The organism is Chryseobacterium wanjuense, from assembly GCF_900111495.1.
Classification (GTDB): Bacteria; Bacteroidota; Bacteroidia; order Flavobacteriales; family Weeksellaceae; genus Chryseobacterium; species Chryseobacterium wanjuense.
Genome location: NZ_FOIU01000003.1, coordinates 206,274 through 223,331, shown reverse-complemented (window position 1 = coordinate 223,331; position 17,058 = coordinate 206,274). Strand labels below are relative to the sequence as shown.

Here is a 17,058-nt window from a genome sequence, read left to right as displayed (position 1 = left end):
TAGGTAGTATTAGCGCTGTCATGCTGAAAGTTGCATGATGACTTCTCCGAATGTGACTTTTTGTTGCTCATTTTTTTAATTTAAATAAACTTTTTTCTATTTTTAATATTATTTGTTGGAAATCGCAAAGGCACAAAGGCTTTTAATTTTAATAATTTTTAAGGCGCAAAACACTTCGACAGGCTCAGTGTGACATTCCTAATGCTACCTGTTACTCTCAACGCTGTCATGCTGAGCCTGTAGAAGCATCTGTAACATTTTTAAAAATCATCAATAGGAGTGGGCTTTAGCCCGCTTTTCATTCAAAATACACAATTAGGGCTTTAGCCAAAACTTAAAACAAGATAGATCTAAAAATTGTGTTTATTCGTGAAAACATTTGTGTCCATTAGTGTTTAATCAAAAATCCCTTTCGTAAATTTGTTCAAAGTAAAAAATACTATTAAAATGAACATAAACGGAAAAAACGCCATCATTACAGGTGGAGGAAGAGGTCTTGGTAAAGCAGTAGCTCTAGCGTTGGCAAATGAAGGAGTAAATATTGGAATCACCGGCAGAAACGAGGAAAACCTTAAAATGACGGTTGAGGAAATCAAAGATCTTGGCGTAAATGCATTTTATGCCGTTTTCAGTATGGATAATGAAATTCATGTAAAAGCAGGAATCGAATCGTTGGCAGAACAATTGGGAGGAATTGATATCCTGATCAACAACGCAGGAATCGGCGACTTCGGAAGCATCGAAGAAATGCCTTCTGAAACTTGGGAACAGGTCATTAAAACCAATCTTTTCGGGGTGTATTACGCAGCAAAAGCTGTTCATCCTTTCATGAAAGCAAAAGGGGAGGGAGATATCGTCAACGTAGCATCAACAGCCGGTTTGAAAGGGGGGCCGAATATGTCTGCGTATGCCGCATCAAAAGCAGCGGTCGTTTCGTTATCACAATCGATGATGGCAGAATGGAGAAAGCAAAACATCCGTGTTATTACTTTGACACCAAGTACTATCGCTTCCGATATGTCTATTCAAGGCGGTTTGACGGACGGAAATCCCGAAACAGTACTCCAACCGGAAGATTTCGCAGAATGGGTAAGGGATATTCTGAAAATGAACAGAAGAGCATTAATTGCCAATGGTTCTATTTTCTCTACAAATCCGTAAAAGAAGAAGTTAGAAATTAGAAGTTAGTATTAGAGCCGTTAAAATTCCCCTTCTTTGAAGGGGTGGATTTTTGTGAAACAAAAAGACGGGGTAGTTAATAAAGTAATACAAACAGATTATAATTAAGAACATCAAACATCAATAGGAGCGGGCTTTAGCCCGCTTTTTTAGTTTGTCATTGCGAAGAGCGGAGCGACGAAGCAATCTCGCATATTAGACAATTAAACGCAAGGTTTGTCATGTTAAAAGCATCTAAACAAAGTCTTACAGCAATATTTAACAGATTTTTCGCTTGTTTTGAGATTGCTTCGCTTTGCTCGCAATGACAAACTTTGTGTATAATCTTTGTTATGTGAACGCCTTTGCGGACGAAAATATGTATGTCAATTTTAATAAATCTTTGTGTCCTTTGCGTCTAAAAAACATTTCGACTTCGCTCAATGTGACATCTCTAATACTAACTAATAAGATTGTGATGTTAATTCGTTATTTTTGCAACAAATTATTCACATGCAAAATTATTTAGAATTCGATTTCAAAATTTCTCCGCTTCAGCCTTGGAGTGATATATTGATGGCAGAGCTTATAGAGATAGGTTTTGACAGCTTCACGGAAGAGTTGGAAGGTATTTTAGGATATATTCAGAAAGATTTATTTAATGAAGAAGAATTAAAGGCGCTTCCGCTTTTTCAGAATGAAGAAGTAAAAATTGAATACACTTTTCAGGAAATGCCGAATATCAACTGGAACGAAGAATGGGAAAAGAATTTTGAACCCATCAATATCGATGATAAAGTTTTGATCAGAGCAGAATTCCATGAATCTGTTCCGGGAATGCATGAAATTATCATTCAGCCAAAAATGTCATTCGGAACGGGGCATCACCCGACGACGCATTTGATGATCCAGCAGATGATGGATATCGATTTCAACGGTAAAAAAGTTTTGGATATGGGTTGCGGAACTTCAGTTTTGGCAATTTATGCAAAACAAATCGGAGCCGGAGATACAAAAGCGATCGACATTGACGAATGGTCAGTTGAAAATTCAAAAGAAAATGCTACAAGGAATAGTGTTGAATTAGATATCGAATTGGGAACTGCAGAAAACTTAGGAAAAGAAAATTACGATATTATTTTAGCGAATATCAACCGAAATATCCTGATTTCAGACATCCCAACCTATGTTTCTGTGTTGAATGAAGGCGGAAAATTACTGCTTTCAGGATTGTGTTTCTTTGATGTAGACGATATTTTAGAAGTTTGCAAAGAAAACGGACTTGAACTGAAAAAACAGCTTCAACGCGAAGAATGGGTAAGCTTATTGCTTGAGAAATAATACTATGAAATCCTTATTCACGATTGTATTTTTATTAATAATTCAGATTTTTTCTGCTCAGGAAGAGGTATATGCTAATGGCATTTTTAATTTTGAAGAAAATAAAGCTCAGAAAATTTTCACAGATTGGACGAGAGTAAGACAAGAACCGAACATCAATTCTACGATTCAGGATTCTTTGCAGACCAATCAGCAGATTCTTATTCTTAAAAAAGAGGAAAAAGTTTTACAATTGGGTGAAAGAAGTGCCAATTGGTACAAAATATCCTATCAAAAAGGTGATAAAACATCCGAAGGTTATGTTTGGGGCGGAAATCTTGCGATAGGCTACAGGAATAAAAACGGCTATGATTTTCTTTTCGGATTAACAAAAACGGTTGACCGAAAGGATAAACAGTTTAACCAGAATGTTAGGCAAAATGTAGCAAGCATAAAAGTTGTTGAAGGGAATAAGTTGATTGATGAGGTTTCTTTTGATACGGGTTCAGGCGAAAGTTTGAATTTCGGGTCATTTACAATCGAGAGTAATCATAAGCTTAAAAATGTTGAATTTACTTTAAAAGCAGCGGTTTCAGGAGAAGCTTGTGGTGTTGCAGGGTATGATCAATATGTTTTGTTTAAAGATAAAAAACTGATCGCGCTTCCTCAATTGATGAATGTCGGTGATGCTGACGTCTATTATCATACCGAAGAATTTATTTTCCCCAATGACAAAGGTGGAATTCCGAATGCTTTTATTTTTAAAATGGAAGAAATGGAAAAGGATGAAAATGATAAGGAAAAGAAAAAAAGTGCCTCGAAGACCTATCTTTGGAATGGAAATTCTTACCAATTAAAATAATTTTTTTTAAGATAAATTTGTAAACCATTGTATATTTATGGTGGTTTTTATTTTGTCTATGAAAATGATAAATGTATTTTGAGGGCAATTACCTTTAATAAAAAGATCTACAAAATGTTAACTTCGCCTAGGTTGTTCCTGCGAAAAAAAGAGTCTTACATTCATTAACCGAAAAATTTAACTCCAATTATTCTCCGGTTGTAATTTTGAAATAAATATAAAGCATGAAATATTCATTGAAAATCTTGTTATTATATTTTTCATATTTCAGTGTACTGGTTCACTGGCATATTTTTTGCTTCATATTATATAAAATGTAATAAATTAAGAATTAATTCGTTATATTGATATACATTCCGGTAATGTGCCGGAAACCTAAATATTCTCCCTTATTCCAACACCGATTTTAGTATATCTGTTTGTTCGCGTCAGGTAGATCAAACATGATATTATGTCACAAAAAGTAAAATTTTCATCAGTTTCCGGGTCTCATTTTTATGCAACCGTCAGGAGTAGAGTAGATCAGTTTTTCAGTCAGCATCAGTTAAGTCAGCATGCCAATGCTCATATGTGGGGCAAGACCATATTTTTCCTTACAGGGTTCACCGGAATTTATCTTATAATCATTTCAGGGCTGTTGCCTACCTGGATGCTTTTGCCACTTGCGGCGTTATTGGGCATGTTTAGTGCTTTTGTAGGGTTCAATGTTTGTCACGATGCTATACACGGCTCGCTTTCTGGAAATAAAAAAGTGAATAAAGTGTTCGGATTTGTTTTTAATCTGATCGGTGCCAATCCATACGTTTGGAGCATCACCCACAATGTGGTTCACCATACCTATACCAATATCCCCGGACATGATGAGGATATTGAGGTAGCGCCGGGATTGATTCGAATTGCTGAAGAAGACCATGTAAATCGTATTCAACGATACCAGCATTGGTATGCTTTCCCGCTTTATAGCCTGGCTTCCCTGTCATGGGTGTTTCGTAAGGATTATGTGAAGTTTTTCCAGAAAAAAATTGGGGCACATCAGAGCAAACATCCTAAGTTGGAGTATTTCAATTTATTCGCCTATAAAGGACTGTATTATTTTCTGTTTATTGTATTGCCTTTATTAATCCTTGATGTAAGCTGGTGGCAGTTTCTGATAGGCTTTCTGCTTTTACATATTGCTGAAGGTTTGACGATGGGACTGGTCTTTCAGCTGGCTCACGTTGTGGAAGGAACTAATTTTCCGGTGCCTAACGAATCCGGGCAGATAGAAGAAGCCTGGGCAGAGCATCAGATGCATACAACAGCGAATTTTGCCACGCACAATAAGCTCGCAGCATTTTTCCTTGGTGGGTTGAACAGGCAGATCGAGCATCACCTGTTTCCTAAAGTCTGTCACATACATTATGGGAAGATTTCCGTCATCGTTAAGAAGACTGCGATGGAGTTCAATTTGCCTTATATTGAAAATAAAAGCTTTTTATCTGCTTTGCGCTCGCATTTTATAACCCTGAAAAAGTTTGGTAAAGAAGCTGTTAATTAAAATATGGTTGGAACTTTTAAGTGAATAAAAAGATGTAATATTCTGATTTAAATTGAATTATAAATATTAATTATCCAATTAATCTTATACGTATAATATTTAAGCCTCTGTTTTAGAAGGCTTATTTTTTTGTCCAATTGTCATCAACACATCTTCAAAATATTCGCTTCTTCCCTAATCTAAAATATTTAATTACGGATAAATTTTTGTAGTTTTTTTTCTACAAAGTGGTACGTTTTTTTGTACAAAATTTTTACGATATAAAAGGAATTAAACAATACTTTTACACACGTGCTATTATAGATTTCTTTTTCTCAAATTAGATATTTGATTGAAAGATTTTTTAGTTTATATGGTGATTCAAGAAGAAAAAAATCAACAAGATTGTTTTGCTCATCTTTTTATAATTAACCAATACACTTAATAAATAATAACCCGGATAATTCATAATGAAAAGAACATTTATTTCTTATTTATGCACTGAGTTTCTCCTTACGCCCAGGATGGTTTTGTACTTAATCTTAAATTTCCAATAACAATAAGGTTTATAAGACTATACCCCGCTATTTCACATTTAATTTTAATTAAGAAAATAAATATGAAATATTAATTAATAACCAACATCTAAATTAAATAACTAAACTCTTAAAAATTTTACTATGAGAAAATTCTTACTCACCCTTACATTGCCCTTCTTCGGAATTGTTAGCGCGCAATCTGGTAACATCGGTCTTAATACTGCCAACCCGGGTTCAACATTAGACATCAACGGTTCGTTGGCAGCACAGTACAAAACAGTTTCAGCTTCCACCTATGCGATGACAAGTTCTGACTTTTATATTGCCTATACCGGAACCACAAATTCTGTTTTTACCTTACCCACAGCAATAGCAGGAGTAGGAAATTTTAAAGGGAGAATGTATACGGTTAAAAATAACACAGCCTTTACCGTTACCATCAACTCTGCGGCTCCGGAAACCATCAACGGAAGTGCCGGTATAACGGTACCGGCAGGTCAAAGTGTAGAATTGATCAGTACGGGTTTAACGGGAGCTGTATCAGCATGGGAACTTTCAGGCTTCAGATCTAGCGCCTTTCCGCTAACAACGGCGAGTAATGGCCTAAATGCCGTAGGAACTGATGTTCGCTTGGGCGGTACACTTTCTCAGGCGACTGATATTGCAACCGCCGGAAATAATCTTATCGTAAGCGGAACCGGAAATGTAGGTATAGGATCTGTGGCAGCTCCCGTATCAAAACTGGAAGTCAACGGAAGCTCTACCAATGCTGTATCTTATAATGCTGCAGCGGCAACAACGATCGATTTTTCCAGGAGTAATTTAGCCTACACGACGGCTAATCCTGGAGCATTTACGCTTCAAAACGTAAAAGATGGCGGTACTTACACATTATCAGTACGGGGTGCAACAGCCGGAACTTCTACTTTTACAGCAACCGGATTTACCGTAAGATATATAAATAACCGAACAACAGTAGCCAATACCCACACACTGTATACTCTTGTAGTGATAGGCACGGTGATTTATGTTTATATAGCAACAGCTGTTTAATTTTAATTTAAATAGTTAAAAAAATGAATGCTTATATAAAAAAAATTCTTCCTGTATTTTTACTGGGAGCAATGGCAGCACACGCCAAAGGTCAGGCTGCAGGCACACCTTATATTCCTATGATTGATATCCCTTTTAGCTTTCTGTACGGGGGAGCCAGCATAGATAGCCCGAGAACTCATGCCCTGTCTCTGGCTGCTGACGGAGGATATTTTGGAGTAGGAGATTCTCAATCATCCGCTTCAGGAGATGTTACAGGGGTTAATGGTGGTAACAGGGATAACTGGGTCATAAAATGGGACACAACAGGAAAAATAGCTTGGCAGAGACTTGTCGGCGGAAATGGGATCGAATTAGGAACCAGCATCACCGCAACACCAGACGGAGGATGCATCGTTGTAACCAGATCCGGATCTACCAATATTCCGGGGACTACCTTTCATGGAGGACAGACAGATTTGTTAGCTGCTAAATTGGACGCTTCCGGAAATATCCAATGGCAAAGGTTAGTTGGCGGCTCAGGAAATGATGAACCCAGTAAAGTTGCGATAGCTTCAGATGGCGGATATATTATTGCTGGTGTTTCGTATTCAGTTGACGGTGATCTTACAGGAATCCCAAAATATACAGGTGGAGCTTTCGGAACTGATGCATGGCTGGTAAAACTAAATACAGACGGAACCATAAACTGGCAAAAAAGATATGGCGGAACAGATGAAGATTCTTTTGGAGGTATTATTGCTACAAATGACGGCGGTTACTTAGTGACAGGTACCACCAGCTCAGGAGCCGTTGGCGATTTTACGGGATTGCCGGTCTTTGCGGGACCTAATCCGTTTATCATGAAAACAGATGCTTTAGGAAACAGGATTTGGATAAAACGTTTCGGAGTTTCTGCGGCTGCCAATCCTTATATTTTGGATACTCGTCAAACTTCCGATGACGGATATATTCTGGCCATCAGAACTGCTGGCTCAAACACAGGCTCTTTAACAGGAATAGTAGGTTTTGGAGGTAATGATTTTTGGATCATGAAGGTGGATGCAACCGGAAATCTGATCACACAAAAAGTATTTGGAGGAACGGGCTCTGATACACCTTCTTCGATTTACCAGACTTCAGATGGAGGATACATTGTTTCAGGAGGATCTGCATCATCCAATACAGGAACATTGACAGGCGTAATTTCCCACGGCGGTAATGACAGCTGGGTTTTTAACCTTGATTCTTCATTAAACTTAGTTCAGCAAAAACTTTACGGAGGTAACGGTAACGAAGGTACGACAGGCGCCTATCTTTTACCATTATCCAGTGAAAACAGTTACCTTTTATTAAGTGATTCGGGATCATCTAACAATGGCGATGTCACCGATCTGAACCATGCAGCGGGATCAGGTGACTACTGGCTTTTAAAACTATTCCCATCCGGAGACATAGTCTGGGTTCCTGATACAGGACAGCGATAATAAACTATTAATCCTCATTCAAGCTTATAATTTCCTTTTTGGATTTATTAAATAGGTTACGATTCTAAAAACACTTTACAGCCGTTCAATTAAGGACGGCTTTTTCTTTTGAAATATCCATTATATGTAAAATTTAAATTAATAAGTGGATTTCAGATGGTTTATTTTAAAATACATTAAAGTATTATTCATCAACAGAATATTGCAGTAACACATGAAATTAATGTTATTGTACATGTTAAAATATTGGTTTTCAGTGATTTATTAAGATTGAAAAATAGATTCAGATTTAGCTGTTTTTTTAGAGATATAAACGTTTCAATAATTAAAAAACGGTTGCTTCAAAAGAAACAACCGTTACTCACTTATTTAAATTAATTTTTTTTTATTAATGTTTTTAGCAAAGTAACATCCCTGCATAGCTTAATAGCTTACCCGCAATTGCTACACCACATCCCGCTGGTAGTGCAGGAGTTGGGACAGCACAAGCATAAAGACCTAATGTGGAAACAGCATTTGCAGCCACTGCTACAGCACAGCCAATAGCTCTTTTATTTATTTTTCCAGTTGTGGATTTTTCAACTTCATGTTGCTCCATTATAATCATTACATTAACAAATTGATTATATCTTGCAAATTCAGCATCATCTAAGTCAAGAGTTAAAATATCTTCTTGTAATTTTTTGATAGCTGTATCAAAATCATCCTTAACGTAGTATTCAGCAAATCTATTAACTACAAATTCATCATTAGCAGTTAATTTATAGCCTGAGTTTTCTGATTCTTTAATAAATTCTAATTTTTCTTCTTCAGACATATTATTAGCATAATTTATAACATTATCCTTTTCTACTATGCTAAATGTCAAATCAAAAACTCTACCTCCAATTTTACTAGATTGTGTAGTTTGAGTTTTTCCAATACTACCTGAGTTGTTATTTTCATTTTCATCTGTACTACAAGACTGCACAACAGTGAAACATAATGCAATTAAAAGTAAATAAAATCCTCCGTGTAGTTTAAATAAATTTTTCATAAAATTTTTTAATTTTTTTTAAAAGTTAAAATAGATGATAATATAGTTGTTAAAATAAGTGATGTTATTACAAAAATATTTAATTCAATTATGATTGAAATAATAAGTAATAGTATTGAAGCTATCAGGATGAATTTAAAGTAATTTTTATCTATTTGATTCATTTAATAGTGATTTATTGCACAAAAATAACAAAAAATTTTATGATGCCACAAGTTTAAATACTATTTTACTATTCTTGCATTTTAAGTCAAAGATAGGGTAACGACAAAACGTGTCACATCAAAATTTGATTTAAATTTATTATTAAAAATATATGTTTGGAACTCTGGTTTTATCCAGAATGTGAAGACTCATTTTAACAATTGAACCAGCTTTTTATATGTAGTTTAACTACCTATATGAGCAACAAGCCCTTCCCCTTTGTTTCAGTTTGGGCAATACCCCTCTTTTTCAAATCAGACTTTTTCTACGATTTGTAGCAGAAAACTAATTTTGGAATTTTAAAGATTTTTTATAAAAGTAAATTTTGCTCGATGTGTTTGTAGAAAGGGTAGGAGAGTTTAATTTTTATTAGATAATTTTAGATTCTTTTTACTACTGTTAACTAAAATACCTGACCCTAAACCTGACCTGAGCAAAATAAAAAAGTCTCTACATTACTGTAAAGACTTGATTTTCAATAAGTGAGCGCGAAAGGATTCGAACCTTTGACCGTCTGCTTAGAAGGCAGATGCTCTATCCAGCTGAGCTACGCACCCTAAAAGTTTTTTCGATTAATAAGTCGGGGCGGCAGGATTCGAACCTGCGACCTCCTGGTCCCAAACCAGGCGCGATGACCGGACTACGCTACGCCCCGATTAAGGTCATCTAAACAACGTATATTACCTTGTTTTTTGTGGGTGCAAATATATAGAGTTTTTTTTAATTATGAAAATAAAACATCAAATAATTATTTTGAAAATTCTTAAGTTTGTTTTTCTTGAATTTTACAAGGTTAGTAATCATTAAGTTATCTTATCTTAACAGTGAATAAAATTTTTTCTCTTTTAATCATTTATTTATATAAAACCAGTGGAAATATATTCTATAAATAGGAAGATATATTTAAATAAAGATTTTTAAAAACAATTAGTGAAATAATATAAAACCAAAAATCTCACAACAAAAGTTATGAGTTCTTTGTGACCCTGTCGGTACAATTTTCGAATCACTTTCTGCACGACTTGAAGAAGCTGGTGTACGATGAAGAACCCTAACCATGGGTTCTTCATCGTTTTACATCTGCCTATCTGACAATGACCGATGCGCTACTTCAGCAAGCCAATATCAGGATTAAAAGAAAGACCGCTGCTATAGCTCTTAGTGAACCTGATTCGAACAGTAAATTGATAGATTGAATGAAAGCAATGTAATGACTTTCTTAAATGGAATAAGACAAAAAATGGACAATAAAAATCGTGCTTAATATTCTACAATAATGTTGAAATGAAAGAAAATGAACCAGATTGAAACAATAATCAAAGCAAAATATCTACTCTAATTTAAATTTATATATCTCAAAAGAAAAATAGAAGTTGATGAAACGAACCTGTTAAATTTCATTTACACCCACAACAGCCGAAGAAACCTCCTTTCCCAGATTTGGACGCTAATAATTATTTAGTGCAACAGTTCTTTTTACAATCTGAAAGTAAGACCGGGCATAGTTCCTTCCTTGAAAATTACTTCATGAGCCAAATAGCTTTCGGGCATCGCTCCATTTGCTATTAATAGATCTTCACTTATAATCATAGTAATAATATTTATGGTTGAATGGTGATAATCTCAGCAATAAATAAAACAGTGTATTAAAATATTTAAATGTTAGGCCATAACTAATTATTACTATTTCTTTATTTATTATAATAGGTATTATTCCCTTGTAAATTTTCTTCTTCAAGATTAATTTGAGTTATCTCTTTAAAATTTGTAAAACTTAGAGTCAAGATCCAATACAATTTGTCTTATTTTTTTAGACAAAGTGTGTAGTGGTTTTAGTACGCATATGTAGTAATTTTCGTACAAGCTGAATTCTTAGAAAAAATTATTAATCAATACTTTTGAATAGATTGAAACAACTTTGTTGAAAAAAAATTTATTGTCTTGTTGCTTGTAGGTTTTGTGTTTATTGAACTGTTCCTCGTAGATATAATAGATGCAAAGCCTGAGCAACAATAATGGTAATATAACTTAAAAAGAGTCTGATCTTATTGAGGGCAAGGTATTTATTTTTTTAAGAATAATTTTTTTTGAAGCTTGTTAATTTTTCAATAATGACTTTCAACTGCTCACGCAGCAACATTTGCCGTTGCTGTAACTGGTATCATTTTTACCAAATTTTAAGAACAATTATAATAACTAGAATATGAAAAAAAAGGTCATCAGCATGTTAATTTTAGTGATAGGTTTAACTGAAATTTCAGCACAGATAGGTATAAACACAGCAGTTCCTCAAGGATCGTTGGATGTTGCCTATATAGCATCAAAACCTACTACTGCCCAAGGAATAATATTTCCTAAACTAACCGGAGATGAAATACAACAAATGACCGTAGGAGCAGGACAAAATGGGATGTTTGTATTTGCAACATCTGTTCCCACCTCCCCCATACCTAGAACAAGCTTAATTACAGAATCGGGTCTGTACTATTATTATTCAGCTGAAGACAAATGGCGCAATGTAAATCAGGTCATTTCCCCAAGCTCTTTATTTTCCACAACATATAGAAATTCGACAATGTCGATCTCTGCCTATTCCGGAGGAAGTGGTGCAACCGACTATAATTCCGGCCAAGTATCAAGCCTTCGTTTTGTTAATGGTACTGAAATTCCATTTAATTCAACTTCATACATAGCTGTGAGAACAGCTGACAACAACAGGGGGATCCGTTTCCTGAAATCTGGTATTTATAATGTAACCCTTCAGTTCTCTTTTGTTTATAAAAGAGATGTTACCGGAGACGGAGCCAACGATCCAGCGCTTACGGATAGATTAGGAAGCCAGGTTACCTATCAGCTTATTCCGAATTTTTTAGCGTCCCCTACATCTGCTTATACAACCAATATCACTCATAATGTTGATTATAATGGGGTTAGACAAGGTTCGGGTCTGTTCAGATTAAGTGGAATTGCAGTAGGTAATATCATTGTAAAACAGGATAATGTAGTAGAATTTGTACCTGAAATAAATACCAGTGGTTATTGGATCTCAACAGAAGAATTAGCAATTGGAAATACGGGACTACTGAATATGCATATTATTAGAGTTTCAGACTATAATCCATAAATGGATAATACGGATGATTAATGTCATGAATGTTTATGGATTCTCCACAGTCTGCAACGACTTTGCTGTGTATTACTTATCTAATAGAGGTTTGAAAAAATTAATCCTTTCCCAATATAAAGGTGCTTCCTGATGGATTTTTATGGTGCAAGAATCCTTATATATAATTAAACATGACCTAAACTTTTTTGCAGATACCCTCACATACTAAAAGCAAAAAATATGCAAATGGATAAAAATGTTGTGATGAAATTATTTAAATGACCTTCAAGAATATTTTCAGGTATTAGTCAACATAAACTAAATTGCCAACATTATTCCCATTATGTTGTATACGACATAATGGGAAGGTGAGAGTGTGAAGTCAGGTATTTATAGTTTATTGGTTAAACCTGATTATCTCAATACATATATGAAAAATCGTGATTGGGGAATTCACTGGGGGAGAGAAGGGCATCGAAGTATTATTACTCACTTCAAAGATGGAATATTGGTTACAGAATATTTCCGATTCGCAGAAGAAGGAATGGTGCAAGAAGGTTTAATCATGTAAAAGAACGGTATGTGGATGTATCGCAAGAGTTTGTGAACTATTTAATTCGTGGCAATAATAAGGAGCTTTAATCGAAAAATCGTCTAAAAAAGATAAAATATTGGGTTTTTAGGAAAAAATTTTTGCTTTAGAAAACAAGGTAAAAGAGTGAAAAATACTTTAAATAGGCTGAATTACAAGTATTTATAAATAAAATGACACCATTTGGCCTAAATTGTCATAATGGTGTCATTAAGTGAGCGCGAAAGGATTCGAACCTTTGACCGTCTGCTTAGAAGGCAGATGCTCTATCCAGCTGAGCTACGCACCCTAAAAAAGTTTTGATTCTCGCTTAGTTATTATAAAAATAAAAAGCTTTAAAGTCGGGGCGGCAGGATTCGAACCTGCGACCTCCTGGTCCCAAACCAGGCGCGATGACCGGACTACGCTACGCCCCGAAAAAGATATATAAGAAAGCGGAGGGTAAGGGATTCGAACCCTTGCGACACTTTCGCGTCGACAGTTTAGCAAACTGCTCCGTTAACCACTCCGGCAACCCTCCTGTTTATCTTCGTTTTTTAATGATCGTTGTTCCTTTATTGCGAGTGCAAATATAGAACAGATTTCTTTATTTACCAAATATTTTTCAAGAAAAATTTGTGTATTTTTGAGCTAATAAATGATTAAAAAAATAGGCAAATGCGTAAAACATTATATATCATCGGATTAAGTGCTTTGGTTTTTTCGTGTACATCACAGCAAAATTCTAAAAAAAGACAATATATCCCGAGAACCCCTGTGGTGAAGCCAAAAACTGCAGTGAAAACAACAACTACAGAGAAGCCAAAACCACAAATTACCAACGATCACGGCGTAGAATTTTTTACCACCAATATTGCAGATCCTACAAAAAATGACAATACGGTAAGTTATGGTTCTATCGTTTCTGCAAAACCGGCCGGATACAAGGTAGTGAAAACGTATTTTCCTGCTATTGCGCAGAATTTCAGACAAAAATATCTGATTTTGCATTATACGGCGCTTCCGGATGATAAATCCATCACTGTTCTTACGCAGCAGGCGGTAAGCGCGCACTATCTGGTAAACAACACTGGGGATAATGAAATCTATCAGCTGGTTGATGAAAACAAACGTTCTTACCACGCCGGAGTGAGCGCCTGGAGAGCCGATAAAAATCTTAACGACACATCTATCGGAATTGAAATTGTAAATATGGGCTATACCGCAGACTCCATAGGGAAAAGGGTTTTTGTTCCTTTCAATGATGCTCAGGTGAAAAAAGTAGCAGCTTTGGCAAAAGATATTATTACAAGATATCAGATTCCGCCGACGAATGTTTTGGCGCACTCAGACATTGCTCCTACAAGAAAACAGGATCCTGGACCAATGTTTCCATGGAAGAAATTATACGATGAATACCAGATTGGGATGTGGTATGATGAAGCGGTTAAACAAAGTTTTTATGATTTGGCAACTTCTACCGATTTTCAGTTGAAATACAACGATCCTTCATTTATTTTCAATGTCCAGACTCAACTGCAGAAATTCGGTTATGCCCTGGACCTGAGCGGGAAATGGGATGATTCTACAAAGAAAACGATAGAAGCCTTCCAGTATCACTTCCGTCCGCAGAATTACGACGGAATTATGGATGCTGAGACATTCTCAATATTACAGGCTTTAATACAAAAATATCCGGTGAAGTAGAATGTAACAATATAAAAATCTAGCAGTGTAGCAATATATAATTTTATTGTTAAATTGGTACATGGTTAAATTGTTACATTAATTTATAACGTAAATTATGGAAAATTTCAGAAAAGAGAGCGATTTATTGGGCGAATTGGATGTTCCGATGAATGCTTATTATGGAGTACAGACGCAAAGAGCGATCAACAATTTTAAAATTTCCGGACAGCTTTTATCTTCTTATCCTGAATTCATCAAAGGGTTGGCTTTCGTGAAAAAAGCAGCAGCAAAAACAAATTATGAACTGGGACTGCTTGATGAAAATCTATATTTTAAAATTGCAGAAGTTTGCGACGAAATTATCGCCGGACAGCTTCACGAGCAGTTTCCCGTAGACATGATTCAGGGAGGGGCAGGAACTTCGATCAATATGAATGCGAATGAGGTAATTGCCAACAGAGTTTTAGAAAAATTAGGTAAAAATAAAGGGGAATACGAATTTTGTTCGCCAAATGATCATATTAATCTTTCACAATCTACAAACGATGCTTATCCAACGGCCATTAAAATGGGGCTTCTTCAGATGAATACCTCATTGGTTGAAAAATTGGAAAAAATTGTTGATGCTTTCCGGGAGAAAGGGAAGGAGTTTCAGGATGTGATCAAAATGGGAAGAACGCAGCTTCAGGACGCTGTTCCGATGACGTTGGGGCAGGAATTTGAAGCCTTTGCAGCAACGTTGGAAGAAGATATTTCTAAATTAAATAACAACGCTAATCTTTTTGTGGAAGTCAACATGGGCGCAACAGCAATCGGAACCGGAATCAACGCACCGGTGGGCTATGCGACGCTTTGTGCGAAAAATTTGGCACAATTAACAGGCTTTCCTGTTATTTCCGCACCGGATTTGGTAGAAGCCACGCCGGATACAGGGTCTTATGTCATTTATTCTTCAGCAATGAAGCGCCTTGCCGTGAAATTGTCGAAAATTTGCAATGATTTAAGATTATTGTCTTCAGGGCCGAGAGCGGGACTTTCCGAAATCAATTTACCTCCGATGCAGCCGGGATCATCTATTATGCCCGGAAAAGTAAATCCTGTAATTCCGGAAGTGGTTAATCAGGTTTGTTTTAAAGTTTTCGGAAACGATCTTACGGTGACGTTCGCAGCAGAAGCGGGGCAGTTACAGTTAAATGTAATGGAGCCGGTACTTTCCCACGCTATCATGGAAAATATTCATTTCCTTGGAAATGCTTTGGATACGCTTCGCGAAAAATGTATTAAAGGAATCACGGCGAACAAAGATGTTTGTTTAAATATGGTAAAACACAGCATCGGAATTGTAACGGCACTCAACCCATACATCGGCTACAAACAATCGACTCAGATTGCAAAAGAAGCGCTGGAAACAGGGAAAAGCGTGTATAATCTGGTATTGGAAAAAGGCATTCTTTCTCAGGAAAAACTAGATGAAATCCTTGATCCTAAAAACATGCTGAAACCGCAAACAAATAAGATAAATGATGAGCGGTAAACGATAATTGATAATTTTGTATTTATTGTTTATCGCTTGATTATTTTAATTAATATAATTCAAACTTGAGGTTTTTAATCATCATTCCTGCGCATAACGAGGAAAATAATCTTCCGTTTACTCTCAATTCTTTACAACAGCAAAGTTTTAAGGATTTTAAAATAGTGGTTGTCAACGACGGGTCTACGGACAAAACAGCAGAAGTTATTAAGAAATATATTGATAACGATACGCGTTTTGAAACCATTAATCTTGAAAAATCTGCACATCAGCCGGGCTCAAAAGTTGTTAATGCTTTCAAAAACGGCTTGAATACGCAGAATATGGATGAGTTTGAAATCATTTGTAAATTTGATGCAGATATCATTCTACCCGAAAATTACCTTGAAATTCTTGAAAAGTCTTTTAAAAGCAATTCAAATTACGGTTTGGTTGGCGGACTATTATATATTGAAAAAAATGGAGATTGGGTATACGAAGGAAACTCTAATAAACACCATGTCCGGGGCCCGATGAAAGCGTATAGAAAGGAAAGTTTTCTCCAAATGGGAGGGTTACGGGAAACATTAGGCTGGGATAATATTGATTCTATTCTGCTTGAAAATCTGGGTTGGAAGGAAGTTGTTCTCCCTGAATTGCACGTAAAATTAATCAAGGTAAAAGGCGCAGATTATACGATAAGACCGGCAGAATATTATGGGAAATATTTTTATTTTTTGGGATTAAACCGTTTTCTGGCCTACATCGCTGCTTCCAAAGAAGCCATGAAGAGCAAATCTGTTTCGTTTTTCTTTACAATCATTACATCGTACGAAAACTGCCGATCTCAAAAATTAGAATTAAAAATCTCAAAAGAAGAGCAGGAAGTAATAAACAACCAACGTTGGAATATGCTGAAAAAGAAATGGTTGAAGATGTGATAATACTTATTTTTGCTTTAAATATTCAATAGGAACAGGCTTTAGTTTAAAAAAAACAGATCAATAATTCGGCTTTAGCCAAAA

General features: G+C 35.7%; 11 protein-coding genes and 5 tRNA genes. 10 read left to right on the top strand and 6 right to left on the bottom strand.

Annotated elements, in window-relative coordinates; translation table 11 throughout:
• Nucleotides 1-447 precede the first annotated feature (447 nt).
• The 6 genes from BMX24_RS17545 to BMX24_RS17520 all read left to right on the top strand — a co-directional run bounded on the left by BMX24_RS17545 (nucleotide 448) and on the right by BMX24_RS17520 (nucleotide 7,914).
• Nucleotides 448-1,161 carry a 3-ketoacyl-ACP reductase gene (locus tag BMX24_RS17545; RefSeq protein WP_089795087.1) on the top strand — a complete coding sequence of 238 codons (714 nt, stop codon included), beginning with the start codon at nucleotides 448-450 and terminating at the stop codon, nucleotides 1,159-1,161.
• A 510-nt stretch (nucleotides 1,162-1,671) separates the two neighbouring features.
• Nucleotides 1,672-2,499, top strand: coding sequence for a 50S ribosomal protein L11 methyltransferase (gene prmA, locus BMX24_RS17540; RefSeq protein ID WP_089795085.1), 828 nt, complete (start codon nucleotides 1,672-1,674; stop codon nucleotides 2,497-2,499).
• Between the two features lie 4 nt (nucleotides 2,500-2,503).
• Nucleotides 2,504-3,340, top strand: coding sequence for an SH3 domain-containing protein (locus BMX24_RS17535; RefSeq protein WP_089795083.1), 837 nt, complete (start codon nucleotides 2,504-2,506; stop codon nucleotides 3,338-3,340).
• Nucleotides 3,341-3,791: 451 nt separating this feature from the next.
• Nucleotides 3,792-4,877, top strand: a complete 1,086-nt coding sequence (locus BMX24_RS17530) for a fatty acid desaturase family protein (RefSeq protein ID WP_089795082.1) — start codon at nucleotides 3,792-3,794, stop codon at nucleotides 4,875-4,877.
• A gap of 659 nt (nucleotides 4,878-5,536) precedes the next feature.
• A complete protein-coding gene (locus tag BMX24_RS17525) occupies nucleotides 5,537-6,448 on the top strand; it encodes a hypothetical protein (protein WP_089795080.1) in 912 nt (303 codons plus the stop codon).
• 23 nt (nucleotides 6,449-6,471) lie between these two features.
• On the top strand, nucleotides 6,472-7,914 hold the full coding sequence (locus BMX24_RS17520; RefSeq protein WP_089795078.1) for a hypothetical protein: 1,443 nt from the start codon (nucleotides 6,472-6,474) through the stop codon (nucleotides 7,912-7,914).
• Between the two features lie 397 nt (nucleotides 7,915-8,311).
• Here BMX24_RS17520 and BMX24_RS17515 read toward each other — a convergent pair whose 3' ends face one another.
• From BMX24_RS17515 to BMX24_RS17505, 3 genes are all read right to left on the bottom strand, one after another.
• The gene (locus tag BMX24_RS17515; protein ID WP_089795076.1) at nucleotides 8,312-8,950 is read right to left on the bottom strand and encodes a hypothetical protein; all 639 of its coding nucleotides are present in this window, start codon (nucleotides 8,948-8,950) and stop codon (nucleotides 8,312-8,314) included.
• A gap of 687 nt (nucleotides 8,951-9,637) precedes the next feature.
• Nucleotides 9,638-9,711 (bottom strand) — tRNA-Arg (locus tag BMX24_RS17510).
• A 23-nt stretch (nucleotides 9,712-9,734) separates the two neighbouring features.
• Nucleotides 9,735-9,809, bottom strand: a tRNA-Pro gene (locus tag BMX24_RS17505).
• A 1,548-nt stretch (nucleotides 9,810-11,357) separates the two neighbouring features.
• On the opposite strand from BMX24_RS17505, the gene BMX24_RS17500 reads away from it, so the two are divergent.
• Nucleotides 11,358-12,278: a hypothetical protein gene (locus BMX24_RS17500; protein ID WP_089795074.1), complete on the top strand. Its 921-nt coding sequence runs from the start codon at nucleotides 11,358-11,360 to the stop codon at nucleotides 12,276-12,278.
• A 789-nt stretch (nucleotides 12,279-13,067) separates the two neighbouring features.
• Here the strand turns inward: BMX24_RS17500 and BMX24_RS17495 are convergent.
• The 3 genes from BMX24_RS17495 to BMX24_RS17485 all read right to left on the bottom strand — a co-directional run bounded on the left by BMX24_RS17495 (nucleotide 13,068) and on the right by BMX24_RS17485 (nucleotide 13,372).
• Nucleotides 13,068-13,141: transfer RNA gene (locus tag BMX24_RS17495), tRNA-Arg, on the bottom strand.
• Between the two features lie 52 nt (nucleotides 13,142-13,193).
• Nucleotides 13,194-13,268 (bottom strand) — tRNA-Pro (locus BMX24_RS17490).
• Nucleotides 13,269-13,287: 19 nt separating this feature from the next.
• Nucleotides 13,288-13,372, bottom strand: a tRNA-Ser gene (locus BMX24_RS17485).
• Between the two features lie 137 nt (nucleotides 13,373-13,509).
• On the opposite strand from BMX24_RS17485, the gene BMX24_RS17480 reads away from it, so the two are divergent.
• From BMX24_RS17480 to BMX24_RS17470, 3 genes are all read left to right on the top strand, one after another.
• Nucleotides 13,510-14,538 carry an N-acetylmuramoyl-L-alanine amidase gene (locus tag BMX24_RS17480; RefSeq protein ID WP_089795072.1) on the top strand — a complete coding sequence of 343 codons (1,029 nt, stop codon included), beginning with the start codon at nucleotides 13,510-13,512 and terminating at the stop codon, nucleotides 14,536-14,538.
• A gap of 97 nt (nucleotides 14,539-14,635) precedes the next feature.
• A complete protein-coding gene (gene aspA, locus BMX24_RS17475) occupies nucleotides 14,636-16,054 on the top strand; it encodes an aspartate ammonia-lyase (protein WP_089795070.1) in 1,419 nt (472 codons plus the stop codon).
• A 65-nt stretch (nucleotides 16,055-16,119) separates the two neighbouring features.
• Complete coding sequence (locus tag BMX24_RS17470) at nucleotides 16,120-16,974, top strand: glycosyltransferase family 2 protein (protein ID WP_089795068.1); 855 nt, start codon at nucleotides 16,120-16,122, stop codon at nucleotides 16,972-16,974.
• The last annotated feature ends 84 nt before the right edge of the window (nucleotides 16,975-17,058 follow it).

Bases quoted from the DNA above. Each gene is read 5' to 3' on its own strand.
- BMX24_RS17545 (WP_089795087.1), top strand. From the start codon at position 448: ATGAACATAAACGGAAAAAACGCCATCATTACAGGTGGAGGAAGAGGT.
- prmA (WP_089795085.1), top strand. From the start codon at position 1,672: ATGCAAAATTATTTAGAATTCGATTTCAAAATTTCTCCGCTTCAGCCT.
- BMX24_RS17535 (WP_089795083.1), top strand. From the start codon at position 2,504: ATGAAATCCTTATTCACGATTGTATTTTTATTAATAATTCAGATTTTT.
- BMX24_RS17530 (WP_089795082.1), top strand. From the start codon at position 3,792: ATGTCACAAAAAGTAAAATTTTCATCAGTTTCCGGGTCTCATTTTTAT.
- BMX24_RS17525 (WP_089795080.1), top strand. From the start codon at position 5,537: ATGAGAAAATTCTTACTCACCCTTACATTGCCCTTCTTCGGAATTGTT.
- BMX24_RS17520 (WP_089795078.1), top strand. From the start codon at position 6,472: ATGAATGCTTATATAAAAAAAATTCTTCCTGTATTTTTACTGGGAGCA.
- BMX24_RS17515 (WP_089795076.1), bottom strand. From the start codon at position 8,950: ATGAAAAATTTATTTAAACTACACGGAGGATTTTATTTACTTTTAATT.
- BMX24_RS17500 (WP_089795074.1), top strand. From the start codon at position 11,358: ATGAAAAAAAAGGTCATCAGCATGTTAATTTTAGTGATAGGTTTAACT.
- BMX24_RS17480 (WP_089795072.1), top strand. From the start codon at position 13,510: ATGCGTAAAACATTATATATCATCGGATTAAGTGCTTTGGTTTTTTCG.
- aspA (WP_089795070.1), top strand. From the start codon at position 14,636: ATGGAAAATTTCAGAAAAGAGAGCGATTTATTGGGCGAATTGGATGTT.